This window comes from Rhodococcus sp. NPDC077669 (assembly GCF_040686915.1).
GTDB classification, from domain to species: domain Bacteria; phylum Actinomycetota; class Actinomycetes; order Mycobacteriales; family Mycobacteriaceae; genus Rhodococcoides; species Rhodococcoides fascians.
The window spans coordinates 1-16,928 of record NZ_JBFBMD010000021.1; the positions used below are offsets into that span (position 1 = coordinate 1).

General features: G+C 65.0%; 13 protein-coding genes. 5 read left to right on the plus strand and 8 right to left on the minus strand.

Annotated elements, in window-relative coordinates:
• Window positions 1–263 precede the first annotated feature (263 nt).
• The 6 genes from AB0P23_RS19685 to AB0P23_RS19710 all read right to left on the minus strand — a co-directional run bounded on the left by AB0P23_RS19685 (window position 264) and on the right by AB0P23_RS19710 (window position 11,691).
• The gene (locus AB0P23_RS19685) at window positions 264–4,076 is read right to left on the minus strand and encodes a multifunctional oxoglutarate decarboxylase/oxoglutarate dehydrogenase thiamine pyrophosphate-binding subunit/dihydrolipoyllysine-residue succinyltransferase subunit (protein ID WP_363798911.1); all 3,813 of its coding nucleotides are present in this window, start codon (window positions 4,074–4,076) and stop codon (window positions 264–266) included.
• A 110-nt stretch (window positions 4,077–4,186) separates the two neighbouring features.
• On the minus strand, window positions 4,187–7,924 hold the full coding sequence (locus AB0P23_RS19690) for an ABC transporter ATP-binding protein (protein ID WP_363798964.1): 3,738 nt from the start codon (window positions 7,922–7,924) through the stop codon (window positions 4,187–4,189).
• A 251-nt stretch (window positions 7,925–8,175) separates the two neighbouring features.
• Window positions 8,176–8,946: an ABC transporter permease gene (locus tag AB0P23_RS19695; RefSeq protein ID WP_363798913.1), complete on the minus strand. Its 771-nt coding sequence runs from the start codon at window positions 8,944–8,946 to the stop codon at window positions 8,176–8,178.
• The gene (locus AB0P23_RS19700) at window positions 8,943–9,983 is read right to left on the minus strand and encodes an ATP-binding cassette domain-containing protein (protein ID WP_032375502.1); all 1,041 of its coding nucleotides are present in this window, start codon (window positions 9,981–9,983) and stop codon (window positions 8,943–8,945) included. Before AB0P23_RS19700 ends, AB0P23_RS19695 begins: the two co-directional genes overlap by 4 nt.
• A gap of 105 nt (window positions 9,984–10,088) precedes the next feature.
• Window positions 10,089–10,928, minus strand: coding sequence for an LLM class F420-dependent oxidoreductase (locus AB0P23_RS19705; protein ID WP_032375503.1), 840 nt, complete (start codon window positions 10,926–10,928; stop codon window positions 10,089–10,091).
• A gap of 43 nt (window positions 10,929–10,971) precedes the next feature.
• Window positions 10,972–11,691, minus strand: coding sequence for a hypothetical protein (locus AB0P23_RS19710; protein WP_032365401.1), 720 nt, complete (start codon window positions 11,689–11,691; stop codon window positions 10,972–10,974).
• Between the two features lie 97 nt (window positions 11,692–11,788).
• Here AB0P23_RS19710 and AB0P23_RS19715 point away from each other — a divergent pair, with 97 nt between their 5' ends.
• Both AB0P23_RS19715 and AB0P23_RS19720 read left to right on the plus strand, forming a co-directional pair.
• Complete coding sequence (locus tag AB0P23_RS19715; protein WP_257885960.1) at window positions 11,789–11,923, plus strand: hypothetical protein; 135 nt, start codon at window positions 11,789–11,791, stop codon at window positions 11,921–11,923.
• The gene (locus AB0P23_RS19720; RefSeq protein ID WP_032365504.1) at window positions 11,920–12,300 is read left to right on the plus strand and encodes a VOC family protein; all 381 of its coding nucleotides are present in this window, start codon (window positions 11,920–11,922) and stop codon (window positions 12,298–12,300) included. Before AB0P23_RS19715 ends, AB0P23_RS19720 begins: the two co-directional genes overlap by 4 nt.
• Before the next feature lie 9 nt (window positions 12,301–12,309).
• Here AB0P23_RS19720 and AB0P23_RS19725 read toward each other — a convergent pair whose 3' ends face one another.
• Both AB0P23_RS19725 and AB0P23_RS19730 read right to left on the minus strand, forming a co-directional pair.
• Entirely contained in the window at window positions 12,310–13,323 is a 1,014-nt protein-coding gene (locus AB0P23_RS19725; protein WP_045840759.1) for a glutathione S-transferase C-terminal domain-containing protein, read from the minus strand.
• 63 nt (window positions 13,324–13,386) lie between these two features.
• Entirely contained in the window at window positions 13,387–14,130 is a 744-nt protein-coding gene (locus tag AB0P23_RS19730) for a GNAT family N-acetyltransferase (RefSeq protein WP_080733434.1), read from the minus strand.
• 194 nt (window positions 14,131–14,324) lie between these two features.
• On the opposite strand from AB0P23_RS19730, the gene AB0P23_RS19735 reads away from it, so the two are divergent.
• The 3 genes from AB0P23_RS19735 (at window position 14,325) to AB0P23_RS19745 (ending at window position 16,877) form a co-directional block, all read left to right on the plus strand.
• Window positions 14,325–14,528, plus strand: coding sequence for a cold-shock protein (locus AB0P23_RS19735; protein ID WP_008714360.1), 204 nt, complete (start codon window positions 14,325–14,327; stop codon window positions 14,526–14,528).
• 271 nt (window positions 14,529–14,799) lie between these two features.
• Window positions 14,800–15,417 carry a PadR family transcriptional regulator gene (locus AB0P23_RS19740; RefSeq protein WP_052054800.1) on the plus strand — a complete coding sequence of 206 codons (618 nt, stop codon included), beginning with the start codon at window positions 14,800–14,802 and terminating at the stop codon, window positions 15,415–15,417.
• A complete protein-coding gene (locus AB0P23_RS19745) occupies window positions 15,414–16,877 on the plus strand; it encodes a DHA2 family efflux MFS transporter permease subunit (protein WP_027498009.1) in 1,464 nt (487 codons plus the stop codon). The genes AB0P23_RS19740 and AB0P23_RS19745 overlap by 4 nt, the downstream gene beginning before the upstream one ends.
• Window positions 16,878–16,928 lie beyond the last annotated feature (51 nt).

The following is a 16,928-nucleotide window of genomic DNA, read 5'->3' on the forward strand; positions in this document are numbered from 1 at the left end:
TACGACTCGACGGCCTGAGCCCGGTGCAATACCGAGCCCAGGCCCTCGCAGCCTAGGATTTCCATTAACCGGTCCAACCCACGGGGTCCAGTGCAACTGAATCCCGCATTCATCCGAAGTGCGGCCGAGGCCACAGCCGAATGAATGCGGCTTTGTTGCAGTCTGACCGACTGAATCCCACATTGATCCCAACCCGGGTGCGCCCAGAAACGACGAAAGCGGCCCACCCCCGAAGGAGTGGGCCGCTTGTCGCTGTCGGAGATCTAGTCTTCGCCGACCTTGTCGAAGGCCTCGTCGATGATTTCGAGTTGCTCGACGGCGTGCACCTTGCTCGATCCCGAGGACGGTGCGGACATGGCGCGACGGGAAATGCGCTTGATGCCGACCAGCTTTTCGGGCATGAGTTCGGGCAGTGCGAGACCGAAGAACGGCCAGGCACCCTGGTTCGCAGGCTCTTCCTGAACCCAGCGGAATTCCGTTGCGTTCGGGTAGCTCTCGAGTGCTTCCCGGATTCGACGCGTCGGCACGGGGTAGAGCTGCTCGATTCGGACGATGGCGACGTCGTCGCGGTTGTCCTTCTGCTTGCGAGCGAGGAGCTCGTAGTAGAGCTTGCCGCTGACCATCAGCACGCGCTTGACCTTGCTGCGGTCGCCGGTGCCGGTGTCGTAGGTGGGCTCGTCGAACACCGAGTGGAACTTGCCGTCGGTGAAGTCCTCGATGTTGCTCACTGCTGCCTTGTTGCGCAGCATCGACTTCGGGGTGAAGACGATCAGCGGGCGACGGATTCCGTCACGCGCATGCCTACGCAGCAGGTGGAAGTAGTTCGCGGGGGTCGAGGGGAGTGCGACGGTCATCGATCCTTCGGCGCACAGCGTCAGGAAGCGTTCGATGCGTCCGGACGTGTGGTCCGGGCCCTGACCCTCGTGGCCGTGCGGGAGCAGCAGCACGACGTCGGAGAGCTGTCCCCACTTGGCTTCACCGGACGAGATGAACTCGTCGATGATGGACTGGGCACCGTTGACGAAGTCGCCGAACTGCGCTTCCCACATCACCAGTGCGTCCGGGTTGCCCACGGAGTAGCCGTACTCGAAGCCGACGGCCGCGAACTCGCTCAGCGCGGAGTCGTAGACCATGAACTTGCCGGGGTTGTCGCTGCCGATGTTCTGCAGCGGCGTGTACTCGGAACCGGTCTTGCGGTCGATGATCACCGAGTGCCGCTGCGTGAACGTGCCGCGGCGGGTGTCCTGGCCCGAGAAACGAATGTTGCGTCCCTCGTCCACGAGCGAGCCGAGTGCGAGCAGTTCGCCGAAGGCCCAGTCGACCTTGCCCTCGTACGCCATTTCCCGACGCTTCTCGAGCACCGGCTTGACGCGGGGGTGCACATTGAATCCCTCGGGGATGTCGAGGTGCGCATCACCGATGCGGTGCAGGACGGCCTTGTCGACGGCGGTGGTGAGCTTGGTCGGCAACTGCTGGTCGAGTTCGACCGATTCGCTGGGCTCCGGGGTGTACTTCTCGAGTTCGCGTACCTCGTTGAAGACGCGTTCGAGCTGCCCCTGGTAGTCGCGGAGCGCGTCCTCGGCTTCCTTGAGCGAGATGTCGCCACGGCCGATGAGCGATTCGGTGTAGCTCTTGCGGACGCTGCGCTTGGTGTCGATCACGTCGTACATCGCCGGCTGGGTCATCGATGGGTCGTCGCCCTCGTTGTGTCCGCGACGGCGGTAGCAGATCATGTCGATGACGACGTCCTTGTGGAACTTCTGACGGAAGTCCACTGCCAGCTGAGCCACCCAGGCACATGCCTCGGGGTCGTCGCCGTTGACGTGGAAGATCGGCGCGGCGATCATCTTGGCCACGTCGGTGCAGTACTCGGACGAGCGCGAGAACTCCGGCGAGGTGGTGAAGCCGACCTGGTTGTTGACGACGATGTGCACGGTTCCGCCGGTGCGGTAGCCACGCAGATCGGACAGGTTCAGCGTTTCCGCGACGACGCCTTGGCCTGCGAAGGCCGCGTCGCCGTGCAGCATCAGCGGCAGCACGGAGTAACCGCCCTGGCCGGTGCCCTTGTCCAGCAGGTCCTGCTTGGCCCGGACGAGGCCTTCGAGAACGGGGTCGACGGCTTCGAGGTGCGAGGGGTTCGCCGTGAGCGAGACCTTGATGTCGTTGTCGCCGAACATCTGGATGTACGTGCCCTCGGCACCGAGGTGGTACTTCACGTCACCGGAGCCGTGTGCGGCAGCCGGGTTCATGTTGCCCTCGAACTCGGTGAAGATCTTCGAGTACGGCTTGCCGACGATGTTGGCTAGCACGTTCAGGCGACCGCGGTGCGGCATGCCGATGACGACCTCGTCGAGGGCGTACTCGGCGCTCTGGTCGATGACGGAGTCCATCATCGGGATGACCGACTCGGCACCTTCGAGCGAGAAGCGCTTCTGTCCGACGTACTTGGTCTGCAGGAACGTCTCGAAGGCCTCGGCTGCGTTGAGCTTGCTGAGGATGTACTTCTGTTGCGCCACAGTCGGTTTGACGTGCTTGGCTTCGACGCGTTCCTGCAGCCACGAGACCTGCTCGGTCTCGAGGATGTGGGTGTACTCGACGCCGACGTGGCGGCAGTACGAGTCGCGCAGGACGCTGAGCACGTCGCGCAGCTTCATCTTGTCCTTGCCGTGGAATCCGCCGACCTTGAACTCGCGGTCGAGATCCCACAGCGTCAGGTCGTGGCTGATCACGTCGAGGTCCGGATGCATCCGGAACTTGTCCTTGGTGAACTGCAACGGGTCGGTGTCGGCCATCAGGTGACCGCGGTTGCGGTACGCCGCGATGAGCTCGAGCACGCGGGTGTTCTTGTCGACGGTGCCCTCGGGCAGATCCTTGCGCCAGCGGATCGGCTCGTACGGGATCTTGAGCGAATGGAACAGCTCGTCGTAGAACTCATCGCTGATCAGCAGATTGTGGATCGTCTTGAGGAAGTCGCCCGACTCCGCACCCTGAATGATGCGGTGGTCGTACGTCGAGGTCAGCGTCATGAGCTTGCCGACGCCGAACTCGGCGAGACGCTCGTCGCTGGCACCCTGGAACTCCGCCGGGTACTCCATGGCACCGGCACCGATGATGGCACCCTGGCCGTTCATCAGGCGCGGGACGGAGTGGACGGTGCCGATTCCGCCGGGGTTGGTCAGCGAGATCGTGACGCCCTGGAAGTCCTCGCCGGTGAGCTTGCCGTCGCGGGCGCGCCGGACGATGTCCTCGTACGCGTTGTAGAACTGCGTGAACGTGAAGTCCTGCGTGTTCTTGATGGCCGCGACGACGAGGGAACGATTGCCGTCCTTGCCGGGAAGATCGATCGCCAGACCGAGGTTGATCGACGCCGGAGTGACGGCATTGGGCTTGCCGTCGACCTCGGCGAAGTGGCGGTTCATGTTCGGGAACGCCTTGACGGCCTGCACGATGGCGTAGCCGAGCAGGTGCGTGAACGAGATCTTGCCGCCGCGGGTACGCGCGAGGTGGTTGTTGATGACGAGGCGATTGTCGACCATGAGCTTGGCCGGGATGGCTCGCACGCTGGTAGCTGTCGGAATCTGCAGCGAAGCGGACATGTTCTTGGCAACCGCTGCAGCTGCGCCGCGCAGAATCTTGCTCGACTCTTCACCGAATTCGGCAGCGGCGGGCTTGGCCGGGGCTGCCTTCTTCTCGGCCGGCTTGGCCGGGGCCGACTTCGCCGGAGCAGGCTTGGTTTCAGCAGCCTTGGGAGCTGCGGCCTTCGCGGGGGCTTCGGTCTTCTTGGGAGCTTCGTTCTTCGGGGCTTCGGTCTTCGCGGCCGAGGCGGCGGGCTTCGCAGGAGGCGCGGGTGCTGCGGGAGGAGCGGACTTGGCCGAGCTGCCGTTCGAGGCCGAGCCGTTGGAACCGGACTTACCGTTGGAGATGGGGTTCTCGTCGATCACGGCTTCGGGGTCGTAATCGGTGAGGAACTCGTGCCAGCTCGCGTCGACGGAGGACGGGTCCTGCTTGAACCGCTGGTACATCTCGTCGACCAGCCATTGATTTTGTCCGAATTGGGTAGTAGAGCTGCTGCTCACGGCAGTAGTTCGCCTCGTTTCTGTCTTCGTTCCCGATCAGCGCGCGTACGACTCCAGGCTAGACCTCCGGTCGAGATCGCGTGCGTCCGGGACGTAGCTGTGATACGTACTCACCGGTAACCATCGGCCTCGTTGTCGATGACCCCGTTGACTATCGAATTATTCCCCCGGTTCGTTTCGGCTGCAGCCCACAATGTGGCGTAGAAGCCGTCCCGTTTGCGAAGTTCGGAATGTCGTCCGACTTCCACGATACGACCACCGTCGACGACCACGATCAAATCCGCTCGTGCGGCGGTGGCCAATCGGTGCGCGACGACCACTGCGGTGCGGGTTCGCGCAACGGCGTTGCTGGCTTCGAGGACCTTGCGTTCGGTGGCCGGATCGAGGGTCGCGGTCGCTTCGTCGAGCAGGAGTAGATCGGGATCCACCAGTTCGGCGCGGGCCAGCGCGATCAGCTGTCGCTGGCCGGCCGACAACCCTTGGCCGCGTTCTCCGACAGGTTGCTGCATACCGCCGCGAAGTGCAGCGATGGTGTCGAGGGCTCCGACCGAGCGTGCCGCGTTCTCGATGTCGGCCCTGCTGGCGTCGGGCCTGCCGTACGCGATGTTCGACGCGATGGTTCCGGTGAACAGGTGGGCTTCCTGCGGTACGACGCCCAGCCGGTGGCGGTAGTCCGACAACCGGTAGTCGCGAAGGTCGTGGCCACCCACGCGTACCGATCCCGAGGTCGGGTCGTAGAACCGAGCGAGCAGCTTCACGACGGTGGATTTGCCTGCTCCGGTGCGACCGACCAATGCGACGGTGGTGCCGGCCGGGATGCTGAGAGATACCTCACTGAGCGCGTCGGAGTGAGCTCCGGCATACCGAAAGCTGACGTCGACGAGGTCGATGTCGGCGTGCAGGCGATCGCCGACGACTGCACCGGACCCGGTCGCTGTCGCTGTTTCGATCGAACTCGTCGTGCGTAGGAGGTCTCCGATTCGGCCGACGCCGACGCGGGCCTGCTGGTAGCCGTCGAATACTTGCGAGAGTTGCTGGATCGGGCCGAAGAGGAGTCCGAGGTACAACACGAACGCCACCAGGGTGCCCGCGGTGGCGGTGCCCGTGGCGATCTGATGCGCACCGACGAAGACGACGACGGCCAGCGCGACATCCGAGAGCAGCGTGATGAACGGGAAGAACACCGAGATCGCGGTCTGCGATCGCATGCGGCTCGCTCGGTAGCGGTTGCTGCGTTCGGCGAAGCGGGAGGCTGCGTACTCCTCACGTCGGTATGCCTGCGCTGCGCGCAGTCCGGTGACGTTCTCCTGGAAATCGGCGTTGACGATGGAGATGCGTTCGCGCGAGGTCGAGTACGCAGCCGAGGAGATGCGTCGGAAGACGACGGTTGCGACGGCGAGCGGCGGCACGACCGCCAGGGCGACCAGCCCGAGTGTCGTATCCGTGACGAGCAGCGCGATCGCGATGCCGACGACGGTCAGCACGCTGACCACGGCCGTGGACGCGCCGGTCTGGATGAACGACGACAGCGCATCGACGTCGGTGGTCATTCGCGTCATGATGCGCCCGGACAGCTCGCGCTCGTAGTAGTCCAGCCCGAGTCTCTGAATGTGCGCGTAGCTGCGTACTCGCAATCCGAACAGCACCCGCTCGCCGGCTCGTGCGGTGAGCACGGTCGTCGCGCAGACCACGAACCAGCTGGCAGCAGCCAGGGCGACGCCTATCGACGTTGCGATCCATAGGGTGTCGGAGTCCCCGCGGGCCACGCCGCTGTCCACCGCGTACCGGACGAGTGAAGGGAAGGCGATGGAGGCGATCGAGTCGAGCGCCAGCAGCACCACGACACCTGCCAGCAGCAGCCGGACAGGACTCAGCAGTCGTGAGAGCCGGAATTCCGGGTCGGGTCGACGCAACTGTTGTCCCGATCCGCCTGGTTCCTCCGTTGCCGGTGGCAGGGCTGCCACCGCGTCGGAGATGGCCTGCGTCGGTGCCAACGAGCCGAATGCGCCGGCCATCGCTGCGCCGTGGGTGCCTCCGCCTCCGGCACCTGCGGGCGGCATCGCGCCACCGGGGTTCGATGCGGCTTCCAGAGCATCGTCCGGCCAGAGCATCGCCGCCGACGGTTCCGTGCGCGGTTCCGGTGCGGCGTCGCTGTGTTCGTTCTCGTCTCCGCCGGCGAGGAGAGCGCGGAACAGTGGGCAGCGCTCGTCGAGTTCGTCGACTGTGCCGGTGTCGATGATGCGTCCACCGTCGAGGACGGCTACTCGGTCGGCCAACGTCAGTGTCGATCGGCGGTGTGCGAGGACGAGGGTCGCCCGGGTACGCACGCCGCGCAGTGCGTCGAAGATGGCGGCCTCGGTCTCGGCGTCGACGGCGGAGGTGGCGTCGTCGAGGACGAGAATCCGCGGCTCGACCAACAGGGCGCGAGCCAGGGCGATGCGTTGGCGTTGCCCGCCCGAGAGGGTGAGGCCGCGTTCGCCGACGAGACTGTCGTAGCCATCGGGCAGAGCGTCGATGAAGGTCGAGGCCTGAGCCAGCCGAGCCGCGTGTTCGATCTCCTCCGCGCTTGCCTCGGGCCTGCCGAGCGCGATGTTGGCGGCGATGGTGTCGGAGAACAGAAACGGCTCGTCGAAGACCAACGACACCGCTTCGCGCAGTGACGCGGAATCCAGGTCGTCGATGTCGATGGACGTGTCCCCGGAGGTCACCGCGATCCGGCCGCGAGTAGGGCGATAGAAGCGGGGGAGCAGCAGGGAGAGCGCGGTCTTTCCCGAGCCCGCGTGTCCCACGACGGCCACCGTCTCCCCGGGGGCGATGCTCAGGTCGAGGTCGCTGAGAACGTTGCGCTCTGCCTCGAATCCGAACGTGACGCCGGTGAGGTGGAGGCCGAGGGGGCCGTCGGGCAGTGCGATGGGGTGCGCCGGTTCCGGTGCGGTCGGCTCGGTGTCGACCACTTCGTAGACGCGCTCGACGGCCGCGCGGGAGAGCTGCGCCATGATCACCACCGACGACACGGTTCGGGTGACGGCCGACAGCGTGGCCACGTAGGTGGCGAAGGCGAGGAAGGTGCCGATGGTGATGTGGCCGTGCAGTGCCAACCAGCCGCCGAGAGCGATGACGCCGACCAGTCCGAGCTGAGGAATGGTTGCCATGGTCGGTGCGAACCGTGAATTGATGCGGGCCGAGCGCATACGTTCGGCGAACAGCCTGCGCCCGAGAGCTTCGATGCGATCCACCGCACGCGCTTCCTGCCCGAAGCCCTTGACCACCCGGACTCCGGTGACGGTCTCCTCCACGTGCTGGGCCAGATCGGCGGCGCGCTGTTGTGCTGACCAGGTGGCAGCGAAGAGGGTGGGTCGCATCCGGTAGACGACGACGCTGACCGCGGGAACGATGACGACCGCGACAAGGGTGAGCAGCGGTGAGAGGTAGGCCATCACGACCAGGGCCAGGACGAACTGCAGAATTGCCCCGGCCGACAGCGGCACCATGGCGAGCAGACCCTGCACCAACTGCAGGTCGGTGATCGATCTCGACACGACCTGGCCGGTTCGGATTTCGTCCTGCTTGCGACCGTCGAGTCGCTGCAGCGACGCCAGCAGGTCCATCCGCAGATCGTGTTGGACATCGATCGACAGGCGCCCGGCGAGCATGCGCCGACCGAACTGGCAGGCGAACCGGAGAGCACCCAGCAGTGCGATGGCTATCGCGACTCCGGCGATCACGTCGTTCTTGCCTGCGCTGGCGTCGTCGATCGCGAGGCGCGTCAGCAGCGGAAACGAGATGTCGATGAGCGCGGCGATCATCGTCACGCCCAGTGCGCCGAGTGCCGTCCGCCGGTGCAACATGCACTGCGCGAGCAGACGTCTGATCCAGCCACGCCGTGTGATCGACGACGCGGTGATCGACGACGCGGTGGTCGGCCGGGAGTCGGTGGGTACGCCGGACGAGCCGGGGGCGGTTTCCAGCAGACGGGTACTGCCCGTATTGCTGCCCGACGCTGCTCGATCCTTCACGTATTCGCTGTGTGCCATCGATTCACACGGTAGACCCGGCTACCGACAGCAGGATCGGGCGAACATCCCCACCGATGCGGTGGTCAGTCGATGTCCCGGGTACGGGCGAGGAACCAACCGCCACCGGTGAGGATCACGGCCCACAGGGCAAGTCCGAGCGGAGCCCACGGCCACGACGCGAGGTCGCCCGCATCGTCCAATTGTGTCGCGGCCATCGTCGGCAATGTCAGGTTCGACGGCAGCGCGGTTGCCACCGGTCCGAAACCGACTCCGAACAGAATCAGGGACCGCAGTCCTTCACCGAACGGCAGCCAGGCGACGAGCACGATGGCGGCCCAGGTCGGGGATTTGAGCAGCAACCCCAGCCCGGCTCCGATGAGCGACCACAGCACCACGGCGAGCAAGCACGACGCGACGACGCCGATGAAAGCGCCGTCGAGGACGATTGTTCGTTGGCTGAAGATCAGCAGACACACCAGGCTCGCCAGGAGCACGACGAGGCCGTACCCCAGGCCGAACAGGGCGGTGACGATGAGTTTGGCGGCAACGACGCCGTCCCTGCCGCGGGCCGTCAGGAAGCTGGTGGTGATGGTCTTGTGTCGAAACTCGGTTCCGGCGTTGACCGCGCCGAAGATGCCGGCGAACAGGATGGCGGCACCCGCGGCGACGTACAGGCCGATGGAGGCGACACCGCCGGCGATCTGAAGATCTTCCTCGAACTCGCCCAGCTGGTTCGCGATCACCGAGGTGATGACGGACGCGAACACGCCGACAACGATCGGTGCGATCGCCAGCGCCCACCAGAACTTCAGTGTGGTGACCTTGCGGATCTCGGATGTCAACAGCGCGTTCATCGCGAACCCCCGTTCCAGTTCTGCGGTGGTCCGTAGTTCTGTGGCGGCGGTGAGTACCCCTGGTTGTATCCAGGCGGCGGCCCGTATCCCGGAGGCGGTCCGTATGCAGTGGGTTGGACGGGTGCTGCGGTGTACTGACCGGCGGTCATGGAGAGGAACACCTGCTCGAGGTCGACGTGTTCGCTGGTGGTGCCGAAGACCGTGACCCCACCGTCGGCCGCGATGCGCGTGACGGTGGCAGCGTCGGCACCTGCGACGCCGATGCGTCCGTCGGGCAGCAGTTGGGTGTCGGTGAGTCCGGTGGACGCCAATGCCAGGGCTAGTTTCGCCGGGTCGGACGCGGCGACGAGCACGCGGCTCGGGCGGGTGGATCGCAGCTGAGCGATGGATCCCTGGTACATCAGGGTGCCGGCGCTGACGATGACGAGAGTGTCGACGGTCTGCTCGATCTCGCGCAGAATGTGGCTCGATACCAGGACGGTTCTCCCCGATGCCGCGAACGCTTTGAGGAAGTCTCGAAGCCAGGCGATCCCCTCGGGATCGAGGCCGTTCGCGGGTTCGTCGAGTACGAGGATCTCGGGATCGCCGAGTAGAGCTGTTGCCAACGTCAATCGCTGACGCATGCCGAGAGAGAACCCGCCTGCTGCGCGGTGCGCGGCGTCGCCCAGACCGACGAGGTTCAGGACGTCGAGGGCGCGGCTGTCGGGTACCCCGATCGCCGCGGTGTAGATCTTCAGGTGGTGCTCGGCGCTGCGTTTGGGGTGCAGACTCAGCGAGTCGAGAACGGCCCCGACGGTACGGGCCGGATGGGTCGCCGTACGAAACGGAACGCCGTTGACGAGGCCGACGCCCGAGGTCGGGGCGACGAGGCCGAGCAGCATCCGCAGTGTCGTGGACTTGCCGGAGCCGTTCGGCCCGAGAAATCCGGTGACGGTTCCGCGTGGAACGACGAAGCTCAGGTCCGAGACCGCGCGAACGGTACCGAATTGTTTCGTCAGAGCCTGCGCTTCCAGCGCCGGAGCCGAGTAGCTGGTCATCGTGCGGTGTCCCCCTGGCCGTCGGTGCACCTCGTGTGCCGGTTGCTTTGCGGCAACCGGTACACGAGGTTACGGGGTGGGACCGACGGGCGGGATGACCCGGTTTCAGCGATGCAACGCCGCAGCGATCTCCCGGTACGTCTCGAGCGGGTCGGCGTCGTCGGGCAGCGAGTGCAGCGTCACGTGCGACGCGCCTGCAGTGAGGTGCTCGTCGAGTCGCGCCGCGATGGCGTCGGCATCGCCGTGTGCGACGAGCGCGTCGATCAGTCGGTCACTGCCGCCGTCGCCGATTTCCTCGTCCGAGTAGCCGAGCCGGTTCAGATTGTTGGTGTAGTTGCGCAGATGCAGGTAGGGATTGTTCACCGGTGGCCGACCGATCGCGCGTGCCTTCTCCGGATCGGTCTCGAGCACCACCTTGTGCTCGGGAGCGAGAATCTTGTTCGGTCCCACTGCTTCTCGGGCTTCACGGGTGTGTTCGGGAGTGGTCAGATAGGGGTGTGCGCCTGCGGTACGGCTCGCGGCCAGCGCGAGCACCTTGGGGCCGAGCGCGGCGAGGACCCGACGCTCCATCGGGACTCCGGCCTCGTCGAGGTCGTCGAGGTAGCTCACCAATGCGTCGTACGGCTTCCGGTATTCCTGGGTGGCCTCGGGGTGACCGGCACCGATGCCCAGGACGAACCGTCCGGGGTGCTTGCTCTCGATGCGGTGATACGACGCGGCGACGTCGGCGGCTGCATCGGACCAGATGTTGACGATGCCGGTGGCGACGACGATGGTGTCCGTGGCGTCGAGGATCTCCTCGGTGGTCGTCAGGTCCGCGGGCGGGGATCCGCCGAGCCAGATGGTCCCGTAGCCGAAGGACTCGATGGCGCGGGACAACTCCGGCGTGAACGCCGAGTGCAGTCGCCAGACGCCGTACTTGCCGAGTTCAGGTGTGGAAGTCATGTTCGAAGTCAACGCAGCAGCCTCTCGAAGATTCCGGGCATTCTCATTCGTCCGGTTCGATGATGCGATTTTCCGGGAACCGTGCGGGCGGCGGGCCGAAGGCGTCACGGGCGTTCTTGATGACGCCTTTGCCGACCACTCGGTTGCCCGCGCCGCCGATCGCCGCGCCGATTCCGGCGGGAAGCATCTTGCCGACCAGCAGTGCGCTGCGCTTGGCCAGGTATTTGGTGACGAACTTCTTCACCAGCGATTTGTTCATGCTGGCCATCGAGCCGCCCGGAATGCGTGAGGTGATGAGCGGGCCCCAGTTCTTGGCTGTCTTGCCCACTGTTCGTTGAACGATCTGCATGCCTGATTCGCCCAGTGCCACCGAGAGCACCAGCGCGCGTCGCTGCTGGTGATTCTCGACGGGAATGCCGTGCACGGACGCGACCGACAACGTCAGCAGAGCCGACGACTCGATGAAGAACGCGGTCTCGGCACCGACGGCGGCGAGCGATGCGACCGTACCGATTCCGGGGACCGCCGCTGCGCCTCCCACTGCCGATCCGCTGCCGGTGACCGCCAGCAGGAATCGCTTCTCGAGCCGTTCGATGATCTGGGCCGGGGTGTCGTACGGGTGTGCTCGACGCACGTGCGCGACGTATTTGTCGACGGCGGGTCCCTGTAGGCGGCTGGCGTTGTCCAGGATGTTGACCAGGGCCCGTTCGAGCTTGCCTCCGCTCGAGATCTCGACCTGAGCGTCGTCCTTCTTGCCTGCCATCGGTACCTCTTTCGGTTGCGAGCGTCGGTGACGCTGGTCGGGGGAGTTACCCGCGAATTCTTCGTTGCACACGTACGGGGCAATTTAGACTCGTGGCGTGCAGATTCCTCCGAGCGAGGTGGTGTCCGGTGGCGCGCGCCGCGTCGGGGTGCGGGCGTGTTCGAGACCCTGGCGAGCGGCATCGCGGCCGGTGACGATCCGCGCGGCAGACGAGGAAGGTATGGCGTCATGACGACACACGTTTGGCCCACTCTGAAGTACGACAACGCACGCGACGCGATCCGATTCATCGTCGACGTGTTGGGATTCGAGGAGTGCGCGGTGCACGGCGAAGGTGACCGCGTCGATCATGCGGAACTGCGCTGGCCCGACGGAGGCGGGGTGATGCTGGGCAGTGTTCGCGACGGGAGTGCCATCGGCGAACTGCCGCCGGGTGTCGGGTCGATCTACATCGTCACCGACGACCCCGACGGCATCCACGATCGCGTCGTCGCGGCGGGCGGCACCGTCACGCAGGGCCTGCGCGAGGAGGACTACGGCAGCCGCGGCTTCACCTGCCGCGACGCCGAGGGGGTCTACTGGAGCTTCGGCACCTACGCCGGGGCATAGCCGTCACTGTTACACCCAGTGCTCGGGCGGGACCAGTTCGTCCGGCTTCGGCGGCTGCGGCGCGGTGCCGTCGCCGAAGGGCGATCCGCCGAGTGATTCGCGTCCGTGCGGTTCGAGCCAGCCGGCCAGATCGGGCCCCTTCGGCACGATGCCCGACGGATTGATGTCGGTGTGCACCTCGTAGTAGTGCCGCTTGATGTGATCGAAGTCGACGGTGTCACCGAATCCGGGGGTCTGGAACAGGTCGCGTGCGTAGTTCCACAGCACCGGCATCTCGGTGAGCTTGCTGCGGTTGCACTTGAAGTGGCCGTGGTAGACGGGATCGAAACGGACGAGGGTGGTGAACAGTCGCACGTCGGCCTCGGTGATGTGCTCGCCGACGAGATACCGCCGGGTGGACAGCCGTTCGACGAGCCAGTCGAGGCGAGCGAACAGGCGGTCGTACGCCTTCTCGTATGCCTCTTGCGAGCCGGCGAATCCGCAGCGGTAGACGCCGTTGTTGACGTCCTTGAACACCAGATCGGCCACCTCGTCGATCTCGCCGCGGAGCGCCTCCGGGTACAGATCGGGCGCGCCCTCGCGGTGGTACTGCGTCCACTCGGTGCTGAGGTCGAGGGTGATCTGTGGGTAGTCGTTGGTGACGACCTGGCCGGTGGGAACGTCGACGATCGCCGGCACGGTGATGCCTCGTTCGTAGTCCGGGAACCGTGCGAAGTAGGCGTCCTGCAGCCGAGGGATCTGTAGAACCGAGTCGACGCCGCCCGGCTCCTCCTGGAAGTTCCAGCTGCGCGGGTCGTGGGTCGGACCCGGAATGCCAAGGGACAGAACATCTTCGAGCCCGAGGAGTCGACGCACGATGATGGATCGATGGGCCCACGGGCAGGCCCGCGCCGCGATCAACCGGTAACGCCCGGGCTCCACCGGATACCCGTCCCGGCCGTCGGCGGTGATGCGCGTCGGGATGTAGTTGGTATCGCGCTTGAATTCCTCGCCCGGCTTCACGTAGGTGGCGTCCTCGGCCATGATCGAACTCCTCACATCGGTCGGTCTCACGAACGCTACCCAGTCCGGACCGGATTCAAGCGCCTAGGTTCGACGCACGGCGGTGTGGCAGGCGCCGATCTCCACGTAGTCGAGCCGGGCGGCAAGGCGTCGAGCGGTCGTGTTCTCCGGTCGCGCTCGCCACTGCGGTATCAGGCCGTCGTCGATGGCATCGTTGGTCGCGAGCCGCCCGACGACCGCGGCGTATCCGTGTCGTCGGTGTTCCGGGTCGGTGAGAACGCGCATGTCGGCCAGGATCATATTTTCTTCCGAGTACCCGGCCGAGGCCAGGGATCGCGCCGAATCCGCGGGTCGGTCGTCTCCGAGCAAAGTGAACCAGTGCCGCGACACCGGCTCGCCGAATGCCTCCGTCACGTCGGCCTCGCTGCAGTGCTCCGCCAGAGCACGGGCGTGCTCTGCGTCGTGGGAGATCAGCGGATCGTGGACGTCGATGGTGTGGCCGATCTCGGATCCGTAGGCCAGCGTGTGGGAGTCGATCTCGTACTGCTCGACGCGATCGCCCAGCAGCGTCGCCAACCACGTCCGACCGGTGTCTGCCTGGCCCTCGATGCCGCGTGCGGCGTCCACGGCCCAGGACGGCCCGACGATCAGAGTGGTCTGCGCCAGTCGGAGTACGACGATGTTCTCGGTGTCGGTCCGATGTTCGACGCGGTCTGCGGTGGTATCGAGGGCACGGTCGTCCAGCGACAGCCGTCGGCACCAGGCGAGTCGGACGATGTCGAGTCGGTGGGGATCGAATCGGTCGGCATCGTAGGCAGGCAATTCCACGGTTCGACAGTAGCGACGGCGCCGGAACCGACGGGCTGCGGCAGCTGTGGCGGCATTTCTGTTTCACCGTCCCAAAGCAATCTTTCGAACTTTTTCGCCCCCGGTGTTTCGCTCAGCGCCGATAGATGGCAGACTCGGTTTTGAGATTAGAGCTTCGACGTGAAGATCTAGCTCGCTTACAGAAGGTTTACAGAATGACGCAGGGCAGTGTGAAGTGGTTCAACGGCGAAAAGGGCTTCGGCTTCATCGAGCAGGATGGTGGCGGACCGGACGTTTTCGTTCATTACTCGGAGATTCAGGGTAGCGGCTTCAAGTCGCTCGACGAGGGCCAGCGCGTGGAGTTCGAGGTGGGCCAGGGTCAGAAGGGCCCCCAGGCTACCGGCGTCCGCGCCATCTGATTCAAGCTTCGTAACCCGATTTCTCCTGGTGGACTGAAACTCTAGACTTTTTCAGCACCAGAAACTCGGTGACAGGGCCGGATACACGGAAGTAATTCCGAGTATCCGGCCTTCGTCTGTTCGGTGAGGGCATCGACCGCGGTCGGTGCCCATTCTGTGTCGAAAGACGCCTTTGTCCCCTGGTGGGCGCATTGTCCGGGTTGCTCCGAGGCTACCGCCGGCCCTATATTCCAGTTGGAATAATTCGTGCGGGATAGGTGACGGGGGATCGATGCGAGCCGGAACCGTCAATCCGCTGGGCGTCTCGATTCTGGCTCTGCTCTCGGAGGGCCCGATGCATCCCTACGAGATGTATCAATTGCTGCTCTCCCGCAAGGAAGATCGAATCGTCAAGATTCGCCCGGGTTCGCTCTATCACGCGGTCGCACGTCTGCACGAGCAGGAACTGGTCGACGAGGTCGGAACCGACCGGGGTGGCAACCGTCCGGAGCGCACCACCTATCGGATCACCTCGGCCGGACGGCACGTGCTGACCGATCGGCTGACCGAAATTCTGAGAACCCCGGTGCGTGAATACCCGCAGTTCGTCCTCGGCCTGTCCGAAATGCACAACCTACCCGCATCCGACGCGACCGCCCTGTTGCGGGAGCGAATCGTGGACCTGACCGCGGACATCGACGAACTGTCGGGCTATCAACAGCTCGCAGCAGATCGCCAGATATCCGAAATCTATTGGGCCGGAATCGATTACATTCACCACATGCTGCGCGCAGAAGTGCAGTGGCTGACGCGCTACCTCGATCGGATCGACAGCGGCGAGCTCGACTGGCCGCATCACATCTCCGCACATCACACGAACCCGACTTCGGGGATAGGGAGCGCTACATGAATTCCGTCGAGACTGCCCCGTCGCAGCACGAGATCAGACCGTGGCCGGCGCTGTGGGCACTGTGCTTGGGCTTCTTCATGATCCTGGTGGACACGACGATCGTCGCGGTCGCGCAACCTGCGATCCTCACCGGGCTGAACACCGACATCAACAACGTCATCTGGGTCACCAGCGCGTATCTCCTCGCCTACGCCGTTCCACTGCTGGTCACGGGCCGATTGGGTGACAAGTTCGGTCCGCGGAATCTGTACATCGCCGGCCTGGTGCTGTTCACTCTCGCGTCCGTGTGGTGTGGGCTGTCGGGATCGATCGACATGCTCATCGCGGCGCGCGCGGTTCAAGGTCTCGGCGCGGCGATGATCACCCCGCAGACGATGGCGGTGATCACTCGTGTGTTCCCGGCGGAGAAGCGCGGAACGGCGATGGGGGCATGGGGTGCCGTCGCAGGCGTCGCTACGCTCGTCGGGCCGATTCTCGGCGGTGTGCTGGTCGACTCGCTCGGCTGGGAATGGATCTTCTTCATCAACGTGCCGGTGGGCATTCTCGCAATTGCGTTGGCGCTGAAGTTCGTTCCGGTGCTGCCGACCCACGATCACAAGTTCGATCTGCTGGGCGTTGCGCTCAGCGCTGTCGGACTCTTCTGCATCGTCTTCGGTATCCAGGAAGGTCAGAAGTACGACTGGGGTACCGGCGTGTGGATCCTCATCGGTGTCGGTCTGCTGGTCTTCGCGGGGTTCGTCTACTGGCAGTCCGTGAATACCAGCGAGCCGCTAGTGCCCTTGGCCCTGTTCCGCGACCGCAACTTCTCGCTGTCCAATATCGGTATCGCCGCAATGGGTTTCGCGATGTCCGGCATGATGCTGCCGATCATGTTCTACGCGCAGAGCGTCACCGGTCTGACGCCCACCCGATCGGCACTGCTGTTCGTTCCGATGGCGCTGCTCACCGGACTGCTCGCACCCAATATCGGCAAGCTCGTCGACAAGACGCATCCGCGGTACATCGCCGGATCGGGACTGTTCATCCTCGCCGCGTCGCTGCTGTGGTTCGCCTACGAGATGACGCCCACGACGGCCATCTGGAAGTTGCTGCTCCCCGTCGCTGCAATGGGTGTGGCGAATGCGTTGATCTGGTCTCCGTTGGCAGCGACGGCCACTCGCAATCTTCCGATGAGCCAGGCGGGTGCCGGTTCGGGAATTTACAACACCACCCGCATGATCGGCTCGGTTCTCGGTAGCGCGGGCATCGGCGCGCTCATCCAATCGCGCTTGGCCGCCGAACTACCTACCGGTGGATCGGCTTCGGGGGCAAACGAATTCGCCGGCCGAGTGCCCGAGATGCTGCGTGACGGCTTCACCACCGCCATGGCGCAGTCGCTGATTCTGCCCGCCGTCGTGCTCCTGGTCGGCATGGTCGCGGTCTGCTTCTACGCCCGGCCCGCGTTCGAGAAACCCATGTGAGTGGAACCTCGACCCCTGCTACGAAGTTCCACTCACATGCGGCGAAGCCGC